Origin of the sequence: Achromobacter sp. D10 (assembly GCF_035282245.1) — a bacterium.
In the GTDB taxonomy this organism is placed as follows: Bacteria; Pseudomonadota; Gammaproteobacteria; order Burkholderiales; family Burkholderiaceae_B; genus Achromobacter; species Achromobacter insolitus.
In genome coordinates this window covers 37,733-55,360 of record NZ_JAYJLE010000015.1, presented here as the reverse complement: position 1 = coordinate 55,360, position 17,628 = coordinate 37,733, and the positions used below count along the sequence as shown (strand labels likewise).

Here is a 17,628-nt window from a genome sequence, read left to right as displayed (position 1 = left end):
ATCCTGGCCGGCGGCGAGGGCATGCGCATGAACCGGCAAGACAAGGGCCTCGTAGTCTTGCGGGGCGAGCCCATGGTGGCGCATGTCGCGCGCCGTCTGGCGCCGCAGGTCTCGCGCCTGATCATCAGCGCCAACCGCCACGAGGACCGCTATGCCGCCTACGGCGAGGTGGTGCGGGACGGTGAAGCGGATCTTGGCGCCTGGCAAGGGCCGCTGCTGGGTATCGCCGCGGGCCTGGCGGCGGCGCGGCAAGACGCGTGGCTGGTGGTGGTCCCTTGCGACACGCCATTCCTGCCCCTGGATCTGGCGGGGCGCCTGGTCGGCGCGGCCGAATCCGCGGCAGCACCCATGGCTTATGCGGCCGCGGGCGGACAGCGTCATTCGGCCTGCATGGCCTTGCGCACGTCGCTATTGCCCGACCTGCTGGAGTACCTGCGGGCCGGGGACCGCAAGGTGGGGCTGTGGCAGGCGAGGGCGGGCGCCGTCGAAGCCCGCTTCGACGACGCGCCCGATGCCTTCATGAACGTCAATACGCCCGAGGAACTGGCGGCGGCGGAACGCTACGCCAGCCAGTGACGCAGGTCGTAGTAGGCGACCCGGTCCTTGTCCTGTACCCGCGTGTCGGCCGGCAGGCGGGCCAGTCCCGTCGCCCAGGGCAACGAGCTGATGACGCCGGAACCCTGGTGACCATAGGGCACCAGCTCGGCGCTGCCGTCGTCGGCCAGGCGGCGCTGCACGCGCAGGAATTCCTCGCGGCTGTCCTGGCGCGGATGCTCGGTGCGCAGGGGCAGCTGGCTGATCGGCGGGAACAGCGCGTCGCGCCCCTGCATGCGGCGTATCAGCGGCGTCACCAGCAGCGTGTACACGGCGTAGGCCGATACGGGGTTGCCGGGCAGGCCGACCACCGGCTTACCGTCGATCTGCGCCAGCGCTACCGGCTTGCCCGGCTTCATGCGCACTTTCCAGAGCGACAGTTCGCCGCCCAGCGCGGCTAGCGCGGGTTTGACCAGATCGCGTTCGCCCACCGATACCCCGCCCACGCTCAGCACCAGGTCGCAATCGGCCAGCAGCGTCTTGAAGGCCGCCAGCAGGTCGGCCTCGGTATCGCGGGCGTGCAGCACATGCACGGGCAGGGCGCCCATGCCGCGCGCCAGCGCAGCCAGCATGGGGCCATTGGAGTTGTAGATCTGTTCGGCCGCGCGCGGTTGGCCGGGCAGCACCAGCTCGTCGCCGGTGGTCAGGATTCCCACTCGCAACTGGCCGAAGACCTGCACGCGGGCCAGTCCTTGCGAGGCCATCAACGCCACGTGCGCCGCTTCCAGCACCGTGCCGGCGGCCAGCAGCGGGGCACCCGCCAGCGTGTCTTCGCCGCGGCGGCGGATATGCTGGCCGGGCGCGGGGGGGCGCGAGATTTCCACTTGCCCGTCGGCTTCGACGGTGTCCTCTTGCATGACGACCGTGTCCGCGCCTTCCGGGATGAGGCTGCCGGTGAAGAGTCTGATGGCGTGGCCGGGCTTGAGCGGCTCCGGCATTTCGCCGGCATAGCAGCGTTGCTGGATGGGCAGACGCACGCCAGCGCCCCAGTCGGCTACGCGCAGGGCATAGCCATCCATGGCGCTGTTGTCGGCGGGCGGGATGTCCACGGTGGCGGTGAGATCGGCGGCCAGCACGCGGCCGGCGGCATCGGCCAGGCTCACCTCTTCGCTGCGTTGCAGCGGACCCGCGGCATTGGCCAGCAGGGTCTGGGCTTGATCAAAATCCAGCATGGGTCAGTTGTCTTCTTCGCGTTGCTTGTATTGGGTGGCGAAATTGCAGGGGCGATGGCTGCTGTCCAGTTGTTCGCGGATGATCTGCGACCAGGCCGTTTCGCAGGCGTTGTTGGAACCGGGCAGGCAGAAGATCAGCGTCTGGTTGGCCGAGCCGGCAAAGGCGCGGGACTGGATGGTGGAACTGCCGATCTCGGTATAGGAGATCTGGCGGAACAGTTCTCCAAAGCCCGGAATTTCGCGGTCCAGTAGCGGCACGATGGCCTCGGGCGTATGGTCGCGATGCGAGAAGCCCGTGCCGCCCGTGGTCAGGATCACCTGCACCTCGGGGTCGGCGATCCAGTCGCTGATGACGCGGCGGATCTGGTAGACGTCGTCTTTGACGATGTCGCGGCGCACGCATTGATGGCCGGCGTGGGCCAGGCTATGGGCCAGCAGGTTGCCCGAGGTGTCGTCGCCCGCGCTGCGGGTGTCGCTGACCGTCAGTACGGCGCAGGCCAGCGAAACAAGGCTTTCGTCGCTCATGGATGCTCCTTCTTTGTCGTTGAGGATTTTTTGCCGCTGGGCCGTCCCGAGGCAAAAACGGCCCCCTCGGGGGGCAGCAAGCGCGTAGCGTGCGGCGTGGGGGCCTTTTCATCCCAGGACTGCGTGCGGTCCTGGTCGGATTGGCGTTGTTCCACCCAGAAGCTGCTACCGCCCGACAGGGTTTCGCGCTTCCAGAAGGGCGCGCGGGTCTTGAGCGCGTCGATGATGTATTCGCAGCCGCGGAAGGCGTCGCCGCGGTGGGCGCTGGCCGCCGCCACGAAGACGATCTGGGCATTGCGCGGCAATGCGCCCACGCGGTGCACGATGACGGTGCCGTCAAGGTTCCAGCGGGCGCGGGCGGTTGCGGCGATCTCTTCCAGTTCGCGTTCGCACATGCCAGGGTAGTGTTCGAGAAAGAGCGTATCGGTGGGGGTGTCGGGCGCGTAGTCGCGCACATAGCCTACGAACGTGACGATGCCGCCCACGCCCGGGCCGGCGCTCTCCCGCAGCGCGGCCGTGAGCGCGGCGCCGTCGAAATCGGCTTCCTGGACGCTGATCATGGCGTTCAACCTCCGGTGACGGGTTCGAATACCGCGACCTCGTCGCCCGCACGGATGGTGGCCGACGGCTTGGCGTGGGTCTGGTTGATGGCCAGCTTCAGGCGCGCCGACGGCGCGAGTTGCGGATAGCGTTCGCCCAGCGCGGCGAGCAGCTGCGCGCCGGTGGACTCGCCCTGCAGGGGCCAGGCTTCGGAGCGCTTGCCGACCAGTTCGGCCACGCGCGCGAAGTACAGAAGATTAATCGTTGCGCCATTCACCGCTTTTTCCTCCTGCCTTGTACTTAAGGCGAACTTGCTCGATGACGATGCCCTTGTCGGCCGCCTTGCACATGTCGTAGATGGTCAGCGCGGCAACGCTGCAGGCCATCATGGCTTCCATTTCCACGCCGGTCTTGTAGCTGGTGCGGCAGGTGGCCAGCACGTCGATGCGATGCTCGGCGTCGTCCAGGGCGAACTCGACGCCGACGAAGGCCAGAGGCAGGCTGTGGCACAGCGGAATGGTGTCGGCGCAACGCTTGGCGGCCAGGATGGCGGCGACGCGGGCGGTGTTGAGGACTTCGCCCTTGCCCTGGCCCGGCTGGGTCAGCAGGCCATAGGCAACGGCATTCATGCGCACGCTGGCCGTGGCGATGGCCACGCGCTCAGTGTCCGTCTTGGCGATGACATCGACCATGCGGACCTGTCCGGCTTCGTCCAGGTGACTCAGGGTTGGGGTGGGCGTGGACATGGGAATCGGGAGCGAAAATTGTTAATGATTGAAAAGGGTGGTCCCGGCTGGCGGGGTTGGGGCCGCTGATACGCCTATGATAGACGAGCGGTGCAGGGGGCGCGATAATCGCGCCTGTAGTTATTGGAAGGACGGAAACGCTCGGCCTTCAATTCGTATCAGGAGACGCGCAATGCCCTTGCGGATGCCCAAACTTCGGTTAACCCGCCGGGTCGGCAAGATTCTTCTGGGTATCGCGGCATTCGTACTTGTCCTTTTCGGGGTTGCCGCCTGGCAAGTCCCCAAAGTGCTGCACAACGTCCTGGTGCAGGACGTCTCCAAGATGATCGGGCGGGACGTCTCCGTCGGCGACATCAGCTTCAATCCCTTCACGCTGACCGTCCGGGCACGCGACCTGGCCGTGGCGCAACCTGATTCGCAGACGCCGTTGCTGAGGCTGGCCGAGCTCGATGTCAGCGCGGCCTGGACTTCCCTGTTCTGGTTTGCGCCGGTCGTGGATCGACTGACGCTGCGCGAGCCTAACATCGCCATCGTCCGCGAGGACGTCACGCGATTCAATTTCTCTGATATTCAGCAACGAGTGGCCGAATTAACGGCCGCCAAGCCCGAAGAGCCGCCCAAGCCGGACGAAGGGCTGCCGCGCTTCTCGCTGAACAATATGGTGATCGAGAACGGCTCGATCACGCTGGACGACAAGGTCACCGGCCGCAAGCAGGTCGTCGATGAGCTTGGCGTGGGCGTGCCCTTCATTTCCACCTTCGGTTACGCCACCGACATCGACGTCCAGCCGCGCGTGCATCTGCGCATCAATGGCAGCCCCTTCGACCTGAACGGCGTGGCCAGGCCGTTCGACAAGGTGCCGTCGTCCACGTTGCGCGTGGCATTCAATGGCCTGCAACTGGAGAAGTGGGCGGATGTCTGGCCCATGCCGCTGCCGTTCAAGCTCGAGAGCGCGCTGCTGGATTCCAATCTGCAGGTCGTATTCGAGCAGCCCAAGGACGCGCCGCCCAAGATCCGCGTCGTCGGCGACCTGGGGCTGCGGCGGCTGGACTTGCGCGACGCCGCCGGCGAGAACCTGGCCGCCTGGAGCGCGCTGACCGTCACCCGCCTGGAGCTGGAGCCCATTGCGCGTCATGCCTACGTGGGCGAAGTCGGCCTGTGGGCGCCGCAGATCCATGTGCGTCGCTATGCCAATGAACACCTGAACTGGCTGGACGTGGTTGCCGGGCTGAAGCGGCTGGGGGGCGTGGAGCCCACCGCCACGCCAGTGGCCGACAAGCTGCGGCAAGCCAGCGGCCTGGACCCTGCCAAGGCGGCAGACAAGGCGGCGACGGCGCCGGTCGCGGTAGCCAAGGCGCCCGCCGCCGCAGCGGCACCTGGAACCCCGGCCGCAGCAACGACTACCGCAGCAGCCACGGCTCCAGCCGCCGCAGCAGCCCCCGCCAACGAAGCGCCCGCGGTCCCGGCGGCGGCAAACGCCCCTGCCGCGAATCCCGCCACGCCCGCATCCACGGATGCCGCCGTACCTCCGCCGGCGCCCGCGCCCGCGGAATGGAAGGTTGAGCTGGATGCCTTCAATCTGCACGAAGGCGAGGTCTACGTCACCGACGCGGTGAGCAAGCTGGACTACGTGATGACTGGCCTGGCCGCGACGGTCGAGGGCGTGGCCCTGCCGCAAGCGCCAGACCAGCCCATCAATCTGTGGCTGACCATGGACAACAGCACCGACGGAGGCTGGCTGCGCGCCAAAGGGCCGCTCGTCTTGAAGCCGCTCTCGCTGGAACTGGGCGTGCGTCTGGGCAATATCGCCCTCGCACCCCTGGCGCCGGCCGTGCGCAGCGCGGCGCCGATCGCGTTGCTGGACGGCCGCCTGGCCGCTAGTGCGCAGGTCCATGTGCGTGAAAAGGACGGCGCGGTGGACGCGTCGGCCACCGCCGTGCAGGCCGACCTGGCGCAATTCAAGGCCCGTGACGAATCGCTCAAGCCGGGGCTGGACATTGCGATGCAAAGCCTGCGCGTGACCGCCGATCGACTGGCGATGGGGCCGGGCCAGAGCAACTTCATGCTGGCCGCCGCCGGCGTCCAGGGCAACGGCAAGCTGGATCTCAAGGGGGCGTTCACGCTCCAGCCATTGACGGTAAAAACCTCGGTGGACCTGGCCGAGCTGAACGTCGCGTCCTTCGCGCCGTACGCCGCCTCCAGCTTGAATGCGACCGTGCGCGCCATTACCCTGGGCGCCCGCGGCAACGCCGAGTTCGCCGCCGCCGCGGGCTCCGCCCCGATGAGGGCCAGCTGGAAGGGGGGCGTCGAGGTCACTGGGGTGGACCTGCAGGACCGCGTCAACAACGACGACTTCCTGAACTGGAAGCGCCTGGGCTTCACCGGCATGGATATCTCGGTGGCGGGCGACAAGATAGGGGCCAGGCTGGGCGACATCGCACTGGAGGATTTCTACGGCCGCGTGCTGCTCAATGCGCAGGGCCGCTTGAACGTCATGGATCTCGTGGCGGCTCCTGGCCAGGCGGGCGGCTCCATCACCCAGGACACGCAGACGCCAGGTCGCAGCGCGGCGCCGCCGCCCGCCACCACAGCCGCCAAGAGCGGCGGCATGCCGGACATCTCGGTCAATAGCGTCACGTTGAGCCGCGGCCGCATGACTTTCACTGACCGCTTCGTCAAGCCCAACTACGTGGCCGAGCTGTCCAGCATCGACGGCTCGATCACGGCAGTGTCGTCCACCAACCCCCAGCCCGCCAAGGTCAAGGTCACCGGCCGCGTCTACACCACCGCGCCGCTTTCTATCAGCGGCGTGGTGCAGCCTTTCGCCAAGTACCTGTCGCTGGACCTGAAGGCATCGGCAAAGGGCGTGGACCTGCCGCGCTTCAATACTTATTCCGCGAAGTACGTGGGCTACCCCATCAAGCGCGGCAAGCTGTCGGTGGACCTGGAATACAAGATCAAGGACCGCGCGCTGCAAGCCACCAACCATGTGGTGCTCAATCAACTGACCTTCGGCGACAAGACCAACAGTCCGGACGCGACCAAGCTGCCGGTGCTGCTGGCCGTGGCCCTGCTGAAGGATTCGCGCGGCAACATCGACATCAACCTCCCGATTTCCGGTTCGCTGGACGACCCGGAGTTCTCCGTGGGCGGCATTGTGGTGCGGGTGCTGCTGAACCTGGTGGTCAAAGCCGTCACGTCGCCCTTCAGCCTGCTCGCCTCGGCCTTTGGCGGTGGCGAGGAACTGTCCTACGTGGAGTTCGCGCCAGGCAGCGCGGCGCTGACCGAGGACAGCGTGCAGCGCCTGGATACGCTGATCAAGGCGCTGACGGATCGTCCCGCGTTGAAAATGGACATCAGCGGCCGCGCCGACCCCAAGACCGACATGGAAGGCCTGCGCCAGGCCTGGGTCGACGCCAAGATCCGCGCCGCCAAGGCAGCGGACGTCACGCCGCGCGGCAAAAAGCCGAACCCGGCGGGCGTCCAGGTATCGGGCGCGGAGCGCGCCAAGTACCTGGAAGAGGTCTACGACGACACGGACATCAAGGACAAGCCGCGCAACTTCATCGGCATGGCCAAGTCCGTTCCGCCGGAGCAGATGGAGGAGATGCTGCGCAGCGTGGCGCCCGTTGGCGATGAGCAGTTGCGCCAACTGGCCGATGCGCGCGCGCAGGCGGTTTATGAGAAGCTGCAAGCCCAGGAAGGACTCGCGGATCGTGTGTTTATCGTTGCGCCGCAGCTGGACGCGGACGGCATCAAGGACGAGGGACAACCCTCGCGCGTGGACTTCTCCCTGAAGTGAACCAGGCTGGCCCCGTGGGCGGTGCAAGACTGCCTTGCGCCAGCTTTTTGCCAGGAGATTCTCGATGAATGACCAGGACGCGCACTTCGACAGCCTGCTTCCGCCCTTGAGGCTGGATCGGCGGGGTTTCATCGCCACCACGGTGGCGACGGGTTTTTCGCTGGCGGCCGGGCAGGCCGTGGCGCAGACCACGATCACGACCGACACCAGCGGCCTTCTGGCCGGCAAGGTTGACATCCCGGTCCAGGACGGCAAGATGCCCGCGTACCGCGCGGCGCCCAAGGGCAAGAAGGACCTGCCCACCGTGCTGGTGGTGTCGGAGATTTTCGGGGTGCACGAGTACATCCAGGACGTATGCCGCCGGCTGGCCCATCAGGGCTACCTGGCTATCGCGCCTGAACTGTTCGCGCGCCAGGGCGATCCGTCCAAGTACACCGAGATCCCCAAGCTCCAGGCCGAAATCATCGGCAAGGTCCCGGATGCGCAAGTGACGTCCGACCTGGATGCAACCGCCGCCTGGGCCGCCTCCAACGGCGGCAATCCGGACCGGCTGGGCATCGTAGGCTTCTGCTGGGGTGGCCGCCAGGTCTGGCTGTACGCCGCCCACAACCCTAAGCTCAAGGCCGGCGCGGCCTGGTACGGCCAGTTGGGCGGACAGCCTTCGGAATTGAAGCCCAAGTCGGTGTTGAGCCAGGTGAATGCGCTGAAGGCCAAAGTGCTGGGCGCATACGGCGGCAAGGATGCCGGTATCCCGATGACCGACGTCGACAAGATGCGGCTGGAGCTGGCGCAGGGTCCGGCTGCGGCGAAGGCTTCGCGGATCGATGTATATCCGGACGCGCCGCATGCGTTTCATGCGGATTATCGGCCTTCTTATCGGAAGGCGGAGGCCGAGCAGGCTTGGACTCGGATGTTGGATTGGTTCAAGCAGAACGGGCTTTGACGTTGTTCTTGGGGCGATCTGCATAGCTCTTCGCAGGTCACCCGTCGTCGCGGGCGCGTGGCGGCTCGCGCCCACGATTGCGGTCCGGAGCCTTCGCTCCGGACTTCCCCCTTGTCATCTTCGTCCAGGCCTTCGGCCTTCCCTTCAGATTCCCTCGGGCGCATCGAGGTTGCGAGCCGCCACGAGCCCGCGACGACGGGCTACGTGCGTCTTGGCTTGTGGCGCTGCTGGAGCCGGGGTCGGGGAGAGTCTTGGGCTGCCCGCATTAATCGGCCGCGCGGGTGGCCGATTAATACATACGTGATTATTTGAAGTGTGATTGTGATCGCTGGCGCGCATGCGTAGGTGGGTTTTCTGATGGCGTCGCCGTTCGGGGGAGGGGGCGGTGATGGGGGGCGCGGCTCCTCACCAGCGCGCAGCGCCATCGGGCATCGCAAGACACCGCGTAAGCCCCCAGAGGCCGCCCGCGCGGCCGGCCGGGGGCGGGCCCCGCAAGATCCATCGCCACACCCCGCCGCCGCGACTGGCGTCTCAAGAACCTGAACCTTCAGAAACAGAAGCAGAACCTGCTACTGCGCCTTCTCCCCCGGCAACCCATCACTAACCTCAGCCAACGCCCTCTTCATATCCTCGTACTCCATCACCCTCTCACTCTGAAACCCGCCCAACACCCCCCGGCACCCATCCACCCCCGACCGCTTCATCTCTTCCATCATCGCGGTCCCCTGGCCCTGTCCTTTCTGGAACAGCCCCTCATACCCGCCTGAAGTAAAGCCATACTCCTGCGCATACTGCAGCAGGTTCTTGCGGGCCGTGGCCTGGTGCTGGGCCAGGTCGGGTTCGGAAGCCCCGCAGGCGCGGGCGGCGCCGTTGGAGGCGCCGGCGGCGATGATGAAAGATTCGTATTGGGCCTGTTCGGCGGCATCCGGAGCCGCCCAGGCCGTGGCGGCCGAGGCCAGCGTCAGGGCCAGGCCGGTCAAGATCTTGCGCATCGATGAACCTCCGATAGATGCCCGCCAGCCGGCAGCGCGGCGTGCGCGGGCGGTGATTGCAACCACAACATTATGGCAATCAGCCGTTTCGAGCCCGTGTAGGCGCGGTATGGAGTCGTTTCAGACTGTGCATCTTTCTTTCCCGGACGCTGGCTGGCCAGCAAGGCGGCCGCGCAGGAACTATGATGGAGCCTGTGGGGCGATCCTGCCCCAATGCATTGCCCCTTATTCCTGGAGATCTACATGACGATCAAAGTCGGCGACCGCGTGCCGGATGGCACCCTGACCGAATTCATCGAAACCGAAACCGCCGGCTGCTCGCTGGGCCCCAACGCGTTCCAGGTCGCCGACCTGACCCGCGGCAAGACCATTGCGCTGTTCGCGGTACCGGGCGCCTTCACGCCCACCTGCTCGGCCAAGCACCTGCCCGGCTATGTGGAGCAGGCCGCTGCGCTGAAGGCCAAGGGCGTCGATGAAATCTGGTGCGTTTCCGTCAACGACGCGTTCGTCATGGGCGCCTGGGGCCGCGAGCAGAAGACCGAAGGCAAGGTCCGCATGCTGGCCGATGGCTCCGCCCTGTGGACCAAGGAACTGGGCCTGGAACTGGACCTGGTCCAGCGCGGCATGGGCGTGCGCTCGCAGCGCTATTCGGCCCTGATCGTCGACGGCGTGGTCAAGCAACTGAACGTGGAAGCGGCCGGCAAGTTCGAAGTCAGCGACGCCGCCACGATGCTGTCGCAAGTCTGATTCCACGCAGTTCCTGTTTTACCGCTTAGCGCAGCGGGCTGCCCCGGCGGCCCGTTGTGCTGCCGCCAGCAGCGGTTGCCGACGCCATGCTCGCCACCATCTCCTCCTTTTCGTCGCTTTACTTCGCGACCTTGCTGATGCTCATCGGCACGGGTCTGTTCAATACCTATATGGGTCTCCGTCTGACAGCGCAGTCTGTCAACGAGGTGTGGATCGGCGCCTTGATCGCCGGCTATTACCTGGGCCTGGTATGCGGCGCCCGCCTGGGGCACAAACTCATCATCCGCGTGGGCCATATCCGCGCGTTCGTCGCCTGTGCGGCCATCGCCACCAGCATGATCCTGGCGCAAACGCTGGTCGATTCCATGCCGCTGTGGCTGGTGTTCCGCGTCGTGTCGGGCATCGTGATGGTGACTGAATTCATGGTCATCGAAAGCTGGCTCAACGAGCAGACCGAAAATCACCAGCGCGGCCGGGTCTTTTCCGTCTACATGGTCGTATCCGGGCTGGGCACCGTGCTGGGGCAACTGGCCCTGACGGCCTATGCCACGTTGGACCTGCGGCCGCTGACCCTGGTGGCCATGTGCCTGGTGTTGTGCCTGGTGCCGATCGCGGTCACGGCGCGGTCGCACCCGCCCACGCCGCTGCCGGCGCCGCTGGACATCCGCTTTTTCATGCGGCGCGTGCCACTGTCGATGACGGTGCTGTTCGTGGCGGGCAATCTCTCTGGCGCCTTCTACGGCCTGGCGGCCGTCTACGGCGCCAAGCACGGCCTGTCCACCTCGCAGGCTGCCATTTTCGTGGCTGCCGCGGTGACTGCGGGCCTGTTGTCCCAATGGCCCATGGGCTGGCTGTCCGACCGCATCAACCGCGCAGGCCTGATCCGCTTCAACGCCTTGCTGCTGGTGCTGCTGCCCGTGGTCATGTGGGGCTGGATCGTCCTGCCGTACTGGGCGCTGGTGGCCATGTCCTGTGTTTTTGGCGTGCTGCAATTCACGCTGTACCCGCTGGGCGCGGCCTTCGCCAACGATCACGTGGAATCCGAGCGCCGGGTCAGCCTCTCGGCCGTGCTGCTCATGACCTATGGCGTGGGCGCTTGCGTGGGGCCGATGATTGCCGGGGTGCTGATGTCGCTGGCCGGGCCCAGCATGTATTACGTGTTCATTTCCGCCTGCGCCCTGATCCTGGTCTGGCACGTACGTCCCACGCGCGTCACCGGCGCGCACCAGGTGGAAGAGGCTCCCACGCATTTCGTGCCTATGCCGGACACGTTGCAGAGTTCGCCCGCTGCGGCGGTGCTGGATCCGCGCGTGGATCCAGCAACCGACATCGCCATGGAAATGGTCCAGCCCGAAACGGCTCCCGTGGCAACGGCCGACGCGCCGCAGGCCGAGCCTGCCGTCGAGGCCTCCGTGGACCCGGCGGACGTCGCGGCCGACGATGAGCGCGAAAGGCGCACGGGCACCTGAGGCCGGGGATGGCGCGTTACCAGGGCGCCATCAGCACAATGGCCGTCAGGGCCAGCGCGATGCCCAGCAGGTTCAAGCGGGTCAATGGCTCGCGAAAAGCCAACGCGCCGACCAGCGTGCCCAGGGTGATCACGCCCATGTTCATGGACGCGAACACCAGCGCGGGATGCTCGGGCAGAGATTGATGCGCGCGGATATAGGTCAGGATGTTGCCGAAGTTCGCCAGTCCCAGCGCCGCCCCGGCGGCCAGGTGCCGGAACTGGCAGCGCACCCGGCGCCATAGCAGATAGGTCAGCATCAGCAGGCCGGCAATGACGAAGGCCAGCAGCAGCCCCCCCGCAAAGGCGGTGCCCGCGCGCGCCATCTGCTTGAACAGGATATCGATCACGCCATAGCCCACCCAGACGGCCAGGGGCCACAGCCACATGGCGCGGCCGCTCTCGGACGCGCTTTCGCCAGGGATCTGCGGACGGGCCGGCCGGCGCAGCAGGCAATATAAGGCGCAGGCGGCAAGCGCGGTTGCGGCGAGCTTGCGGCCGCTGACCGATTCGCCAAAGAGCAGGAAGGCCGCCAACAGCGGAATGAACAGGGACAGGCGTTGCGCGGCGTCGCTGCGCACGATGCCGGCGTGGCGCACGGCCGCCGCCATGGCCAGGAACACGCTCGGCAGAAGCACGCCCAACGCGGCCAGCACCAGCCACGGCGTTTGCGGCGCAAGCAGCGCGGCCGCGTCAGGACGCAGCACGGTCCAGCAGAGCAGGGCGGCCACCGCGTAGTTCATGGCGATGGCCTGGCGCACGTCCACCTGGTAACGCCGCGCCAGCTTCAGCAGGACGGCCACGGTGACGCTGCAGGCCACGCTGGCCAGCAGATAGAGCAGGCCGGGCGTCAACGGCATTCCGAGGCGTCGTGATGCGTGTGCGGGGCGGCGTCGATCCGCATGCCCAGGCGCTGCAGCAGACGCTGATCGGCTTCCATCTGCGGATTGGCCGTGGTCAGCAGGGCGTCGCCATAGAACATGGAGTTGGCGCCTGCCATGAAGCACAGGGCCTGTAGCGCGTCATCCATGGCTTCACGGCCCGCGGACAGACGCACCGCCGCGCGCGGCATAGTGATGCGGGCGACGGCGATGGTGCGCACGAACTCGAACGGATCCAGCGCTTCCACGCCCGCCAACGGCGTGCCTTCCACCTGTACCAGGTTGTTGATCGGCACGGACTCGGGATATGGCTCCATGCTGGCCAGCTGGGCGATCAGGCCGGCGCGTTCACGGCGCGATTCGCCCATGCCCACGATGCCGCCGCAGCATACGTTGATGCCGGCATCGCGCACACGGTCCAGCGTATCGAGCCGGTCCTGGTAGGTGCGGGTGGAAATGATCTTGCCGTAGAACTCGGGCGAGGTATCCAGATTGTGGTTGTAGTAGTCCAGGCCGGCGCTCTTGAGTTGCTCGGCCTGACCCTCGCGCAACATCCCCAGCGTGACGCAGGTCTCCAGGCCCAGGGCCTTCACCGCGCTGACCATTTCGGCCACGGCTTCCAGGTGGTGCGGCTTGGGACTGCGCCAGGCGGCGCCCATGCAGAAGCGCTGTGCGCCGCCTTCCTGGGCCTTGCGGGCGGCGGCCACCACGTCCGCCAGCGGCATCAGCTTGTCCGCGTCCAGCCCGGTGTCGTAATGGGAGGACTGCGGGCAATAAGCGCAGTCCTCGGGACAGCCGCCCGTCTTGATCGACAACAGGCTGGACAGCTGGATCGCATTCGGATCGAAGTGGGCGCGATGCGCCTGCTGGGCCCGGAATACCAGATCCATGAAGGGCAGCTCGTAAAGCGCCATGATGTCGGCGGCGCTCCAGGCGGGAGCGGTTGCCGGCTTGGCGACGGTCGGGACGGGAATGTAGGCGGTCTGCATGGATGGGCTCCTCTCGGTCTTGCGGGATCGCATCCCTGCCGGGCAGGGACGGGATCGGCGGATCGTAAGAAGCTGCGCAGGGTTTGCGCAATGCAGGCGAGGAGTGCGGAAATGGAGGGCTATTGCCCTGTTTTTCGCCGGAAATGGCGGATTTTGAGGGCCGCGAACTTCTAACTGGATCGCATCTTCGGGGATGGGCCGGGCCCTATTATTTTGAATCAAATTGTAAATACGAGGTCAGGCTTTAGGCCGCTTGTCCCGCGCCCGCGCGCGCTCATGGCCGGTGATGCCGCGATCCCGCGCCCACACGATGGCGGCGCTGCGGCGATGCACGCCGATCTTGCTGTAGATCGTGGCGACGTGGTTGCGCACGGTGTTGCGCGACAGTTTCAGGCTCTGTGCGATGCCATCGTCGTCGTGGCCCTGGCACATCAGGCCCAGCACCTCGCGCTCGCGCGCGGTGAGCTGCGCCAGTTCGGCCACGTCGCGCGTGGCAGGCGCGGGTTCGCGCAGTTGCGCCAGCTTTTCGATGACGCTGCGGCTGAACCATGAGGTGTCCTGCATGACTGCCTCGATCGCCGTCAGCAATTCCGTCTCGGAACGCTTGCGATCCGTGATGTCCTGTATCGCCAGCAGCACTCGCGGCTGGCCGCCGATCGTCACGGGTTCGGCCGACAGCAGGCAGTCGAGCTGGTTGCCATCCTTGGCCGTCAAGGTGACATCGTGGTTGCGAGCGCTTTCAGCGCGCTTGAGGCTGGCCTCCAGCTCTTCTTGGAGTTGCAGGCCCAAGTCGGCCAAGGCGTGGCCGATGCCGTCTTGCGGCAAGGCGCCCGTGGCCGAGGCAAAAGCGGCATTCAGGTCCAGCGCTAGCAAGGTCTCGCCGTCGCAGACGGCCATGGGCACGGGCGCCAGGCGGAACGCCTTGGAGAAGCGTTCCTCGCTTTCGCGCAACGCCAGTTCGGTGCGCTTGCGCGCCTCCAGATCGATGAAGGTGAACAGCATGCAGGGTTCGCCTTGCATGTCGATAGGCTGGCCCGCGACGATGACGAACTTCGTGCTGCCGTCCGCCAATTTCAGCACGCCCTCCCTCTGGGCAATGGTTTGTCCTTCGTTAAGCATGGCGACCGCGTTGTCCTTGTCGCCGCTGCCATCCAGCACATCGAGTTCATAGGCCGACTTGCCCAGCACGGCGTCGCGCGCGTAGCCGGTCATTTCCAGGAAGCCCTGGTTCACTTTCACGTAGCGCAGGTCGGACAGCTGGCAGATCAGGGCGGGCGCGGGATTGGCGCCGAAAGCGCGCTCGAAGCGTTCTTCGGCGTTTATCTGTTCGGTCTGGTCGTGCAGGATCAGGACTCGGTAATCAGTGCCCTCGGCGCTGTCCAGGTTCAGGCCGCTGGCTCGCACGTTGCGCAGGAACTCGTCGTCGTCCTTGCGTGCCAGGTCCAACAGCAACTCGTCGAACGGTTCGGAGGCCGCCAGCCTGTCCAGCGGGTACTGGCGCGCCGGCACGCGGTGGTGGTCGCGGTAAGTGAGGATGTAGCGCTTGCGATAGCCGGCAGGCGTGCCGCCCAGTTCATCCAGTGTGTCGGTCCCGTGCAGCCTTAATGCGCTGTCATTGGCCCAGGCAATGGCGCCGTCGGCCTCGAGCAGGATGATGCCTTCGTTCAGGCCCGCGATGATGCGTTGAAGATGCTGGCGGTGCGGATGGGGAGCGGCGGTGTTCGCGGTCACGTAGTCCTCTTCTTTTCGCGGGGCACGACGCAAAGAGAATGACGGCGCACCGACGGACTGTCCAGATGGCGAAATGGACGAGACTGAGCGCAGGGGGGATGGTGGAAAGGATGGCTGCCGGAAAATGAGTCGGGCAGAAATGCAAAAAGCTCCGGGATCCGGAGCTTTCGATAGACGCTAAAGCAGAGAGACTGATGAGCTGCACGATGTGCTTGGCGGAGCGGACGGGGCTCGAACCCGCGACCCCCGGCGTGACAGGCCGGTATTCTAACCAACTGAACTACCGCTCCGCAGCGGCGTACTCAACTACATTGTCACTTCAACTGCATCTACTACATACTGCTGCCAGCGAACTGGCGTCCCCTAGGGGATTCGAACCCCTGTACTCACCGTGAAAGGGTGATGTCCTAGGCCTCTAGACGAAGGGGACCTGAACAAAACAGAACTACTTTACTACCGTACTGCTTACTGGTGGAGGTAAGCGGGATCGAACCGCTGACCTCTTGCATGCCATGCAAGCGCTCTCCCAGCTGAGCTATACCCCCCAGGAAGTCCCAGATGCCCAAACTGCAGACAAACAGGTCTCACACTATATAAAGCAAAAAAGCCCCGAAAACGGAGCTCTTGAAAGACTCTGAGCGAGAGCTTTTGGCGGAGCGGACGGGGCTCGAACCCGCGACCCCCGGCGTGACAGGCCGGTATTCTAACCAACTGAACTACCGCTCCGCAGCGGCGTACTCAACTACATTGTCACTTCAACTGCATCTACTACATACTGCTGCCAGCGAACTGGCGTCCCCTAGGGGATTCGAACCCCTGTACTCACCGTGAAAGGGTGATGTCCTAGGCCTCTAGACGAAGGGGACCTGAACAAAACAGAACTACTTTACTACCGTACTGCTTACTGGTGGAGGTAAGCGGGATCGAACCGCTGACCTCTTGCATGCCATGCAAGCGCTCTCCCAGCTGAGCTATACCCCCGTTCTTCTAATCAACCCGTTCAACGTTTTACGAAATCGAACACACGGCCTTACTTTTACTGCGTACTGCTGCGTGCTTTTTCGTAGTTCGTTGCCGGTTTTGTTTAGTGCCGTTGGCGAAGAAACGAGATTATGCACGAACTAAATTTGGTGTGCAAGTCGCTTCGTCGCAAAAAACATAAAAGTTGTGAAAAAAAGGGGGGTGGAAGGGCTTTTTAGGCGTTTTTTGCTCTTTTTTTGCGCAAGGTCGGTAAGAGCGATTGATGCAGAATTCAAGTAAATCAAAGACTTGTGAGAGTGCTATTGTGGGCGGAAATTTTTTTCGTCCGCGCGGAATTTTTTCGTCGCCGGGCCGCGCCAAAATGTGCGCGGCGCGGGCGCCTTTTTTACGCCGGATATGCGAACACGGACATCGCCATGAGCAGCAAGACCTCGTTCCCCACGCGCCCGCTGGGCCAGAGCGGCATGGACATCACCCGTATCGGGCTGGGTGCCTGGGCCATGGGCGGCAATGGCTGGGCGATAGGCTGGGGGCCGCAAGACGATGCCGATTCGATGGCGGCGATCCGCCGCGCGGTCGAGCGGGGCATCAACTGGATCGATACCGCGGCGGTGTACGGGCTGGGGCACTCCGAGGAGATCGTGCGCCGCGCGCTGGCGCAGATGGCGCCGGATGCGCGGCCCTACGTATTCACCAAATGCGGCCTGACGTGGTCGCCAGAGCAGCCGCAGGCCATGCCGCGCCGCACCGGCGCGCCCGCCAGCATTCGGCGCGAACTCGAGGATTCTTTGCGCAGGCTGGGGGTGGAGCGCATCGATCTCTACCAGATGCACTGGCCGGCGGGCGACGGCACCCCCTTGGAGGTGTATTGGCAGGAACTGCTGGACCTGAAACGGGAAGGCAAGGTCCGCGCGGTGGGCCTGTCCAACCACAATCTGGCGCAATTGCAGCAGGCCGAGGCATTGGGGCACGTGGACACGCTGCAGCCGCCGTTTTCGGCCATACAGCGCGCCGCGGCCTCGGACCTGATCCCCTGGTGCGACAGGCATGGCACAGGCGTGATCGTCTACAGCCCGATGCAGTCCGGGTTATTGACTGGCAGCTTCAGCATGGAGCGCGCCCGCGCCTTGCCCGCCGATGACTGGCGGGCGCGGAACGCGGAATTCACTTCCCCGGGCATCGAACGCAATCTGGCGCTGGCCGATGCGTTCAAGCCCATCGCCGAGCGCCACGGCACCACGGTGGCGGCGGTGGCCGCGGGCTGGACGCTGGCTTGGCCAGGAGTGACCGGCGCCATCGTGGGCGCGCGCAGCGCGGCGCAAGTGGATGGATTGCTCGGCGCGGCGTCGCTTGAACTGGATGCCGAGGACATGGAAGCCATCGCGGATGCGATCGAGCGCACGGGGGCAGGCGCCGGGCCGCTGCGTCCGCCGGAGGACGGCGGCGCGCTGCCGTCCAATCTGTTTGCCTGAATGTCC

At 65.5% G+C, this 17,628-nt stretch carries 14 protein-coding genes, 6 tRNA genes and 1 pseudogene; 6 read left to right on the top strand and 15 right to left on the bottom strand.

The features are described from left to right. Positions 1–21: 21 nt before the first annotated feature. Positions 22–576, top strand: coding sequence for a molybdenum cofactor guanylyltransferase MobA (gene mobA, locus VCS63_RS26910; RefSeq protein WP_416379212.1), 555 nt, complete (start codon positions 22–24; stop codon positions 574–576). On the opposite strand, the gene glp is transcribed toward mobA, so the two are convergent. The 5 genes and pseudogenes from glp to moaC all read right to left on the bottom strand — a co-directional run bounded on the left by glp (position 561) and on the right by moaC (position 3,577). Continuing rightward, entirely contained in the window at positions 561–1,766 is a 1,206-nt protein-coding gene (glp, locus tag VCS63_RS26905) for a gephyrin-like molybdotransferase Glp (RefSeq protein ID WP_076815140.1), read from the bottom strand. The genes mobA and glp overlap by 16 nt on opposite strands. 3 nt (positions 1,767–1,769) lie before the next feature. After that, positions 1,770–2,291 carry a molybdenum cofactor biosynthesis protein B gene (gene moaB, locus VCS63_RS26900; RefSeq protein ID WP_063643418.1) on the bottom strand — a complete coding sequence of 174 codons (522 nt, stop codon included), beginning with the start codon at positions 2,289–2,291 and terminating at the stop codon, positions 1,770–1,772. Between the two features lie 107 nt (positions 2,292–2,398). After that, positions 2,399–2,851, bottom strand: a pseudogene (locus VCS63_RS26895) (molybdenum cofactor biosynthesis protein MoaE); the annotation flags it as partial. 5 nt (positions 2,852–2,856) lie between these two features. Beyond that, positions 2,857–3,108, bottom strand: a complete 252-nt coding sequence (locus VCS63_RS26890; RefSeq protein ID WP_042794831.1) for a MoaD/ThiS family protein — start codon at positions 3,106–3,108, stop codon at positions 2,857–2,859. After that, the gene (gene moaC / locus VCS63_RS26885; RefSeq protein ID WP_042794830.1) at positions 3,089–3,577 is read right to left on the bottom strand and encodes a cyclic pyranopterin monophosphate synthase MoaC; all 489 of its coding nucleotides are present in this window, start codon (positions 3,575–3,577) and stop codon (positions 3,089–3,091) included. The genes VCS63_RS26890 and moaC overlap by 20 nt, the downstream gene beginning before the upstream one ends. A 172-nt stretch (positions 3,578–3,749) precedes the next feature. Between moaC and VCS63_RS26880 the strand changes: the two genes are divergently transcribed. Continuing rightward, positions 3,750–7,379 (top strand): DUF748 domain-containing protein, encoded by a 3,630-nt coding sequence (locus tag VCS63_RS26880; protein ID WP_323881535.1) that lies wholly within the window; start codon positions 3,750–3,752, stop codon positions 7,377–7,379. A gap of 64 nt (positions 7,380–7,443) precedes the next feature. Next, positions 7,444–8,322 (top strand): dienelactone hydrolase family protein, encoded by an 879-nt coding sequence (locus VCS63_RS26875; RefSeq protein WP_112966131.1) that lies wholly within the window; start codon positions 7,444–7,446, stop codon positions 8,320–8,322. A 569-nt stretch (positions 8,323–8,891) separates the two neighbouring features. Here the strand turns inward: VCS63_RS26875 and VCS63_RS26870 are convergent. Beyond that, entirely contained in the window at positions 8,892–9,314 is a 423-nt protein-coding gene (locus VCS63_RS26870; RefSeq protein ID WP_063643411.1) for a hypothetical protein, read from the bottom strand. Positions 9,315–9,557: 243 nt separating this feature from the next. Here VCS63_RS26870 and VCS63_RS26865 point away from each other — a divergent pair, with 243 nt between their 5' ends. Then, positions 9,558–10,061 (top strand): peroxiredoxin, encoded by a 504-nt coding sequence (locus VCS63_RS26865; protein WP_042797286.1) that lies wholly within the window; start codon positions 9,558–9,560, stop codon positions 10,059–10,061. Between the two features lie 86 nt (positions 10,062–10,147). Then, entirely contained in the window at positions 10,148–11,530 is a 1,383-nt protein-coding gene (locus VCS63_RS26860) for an MFS transporter (RefSeq protein WP_149063949.1), read from the top strand. Positions 11,531–11,546: 16 nt separating this feature from the next. On the opposite strand, the gene VCS63_RS26855 is transcribed toward VCS63_RS26860, so the two are convergent. The 9 genes from VCS63_RS26855 to VCS63_RS26815 all read right to left on the bottom strand — a co-directional run bounded on the left by VCS63_RS26855 (position 11,547) and on the right by VCS63_RS26815 (position 16,150). Then, positions 11,547–12,422, bottom strand: coding sequence for a hypothetical protein (locus VCS63_RS26855; RefSeq protein WP_063961529.1), 876 nt, complete (start codon positions 12,420–12,422; stop codon positions 11,547–11,549). Beyond that, a complete protein-coding gene (bioB, locus tag VCS63_RS26850; protein WP_323881534.1) occupies positions 12,419–13,438 on the bottom strand; it encodes a biotin synthase BioB in 1,020 nt (339 codons plus the stop codon). The genes VCS63_RS26855 and bioB overlap by 4 nt, the downstream gene beginning before the upstream one ends. A gap of 237 nt (positions 13,439–13,675) precedes the next feature. After that, on the bottom strand, positions 13,676–15,169 hold the full coding sequence (locus VCS63_RS26845; protein WP_063961531.1) for a helix-turn-helix transcriptional regulator: 1,494 nt from the start codon (positions 15,167–15,169) through the stop codon (positions 13,676–13,678). A gap of 213 nt (positions 15,170–15,382) precedes the next feature. Next, positions 15,383–15,459 (bottom strand) — tRNA-Asp (locus VCS63_RS26840). A gap of 64 nt (positions 15,460–15,523) precedes the next feature. Then, positions 15,524–15,599, bottom strand: a tRNA-Glu gene (locus VCS63_RS26835). Positions 15,600–15,638: 39 nt separating this feature from the next. After that, a tRNA-Ala gene (locus tag VCS63_RS26830) sits at positions 15,639–15,714 on the bottom strand. A 104-nt stretch (positions 15,715–15,818) separates the two neighbouring features. Further along, a tRNA-Asp gene (locus VCS63_RS26825) sits at positions 15,819–15,895 on the bottom strand. A 64-nt stretch (positions 15,896–15,959) separates the two neighbouring features. After that, positions 15,960–16,035: transfer RNA gene (locus VCS63_RS26820), tRNA-Glu, on the bottom strand. Between the two features lie 39 nt (positions 16,036–16,074). Continuing rightward, positions 16,075–16,150, bottom strand: a tRNA-Ala gene (locus VCS63_RS26815). Positions 16,151–16,566: 416 nt separating this feature from the next. Here VCS63_RS26815 and VCS63_RS26810 point away from each other — a divergent pair. Beyond that, a complete protein-coding gene (locus VCS63_RS26810) occupies positions 16,567–17,622 on the top strand; it encodes an aldo/keto reductase (protein WP_175200787.1) in 1,056 nt (351 codons plus the stop codon). The last annotated feature ends 6 nt before the right edge of the window (positions 17,623–17,628 follow it).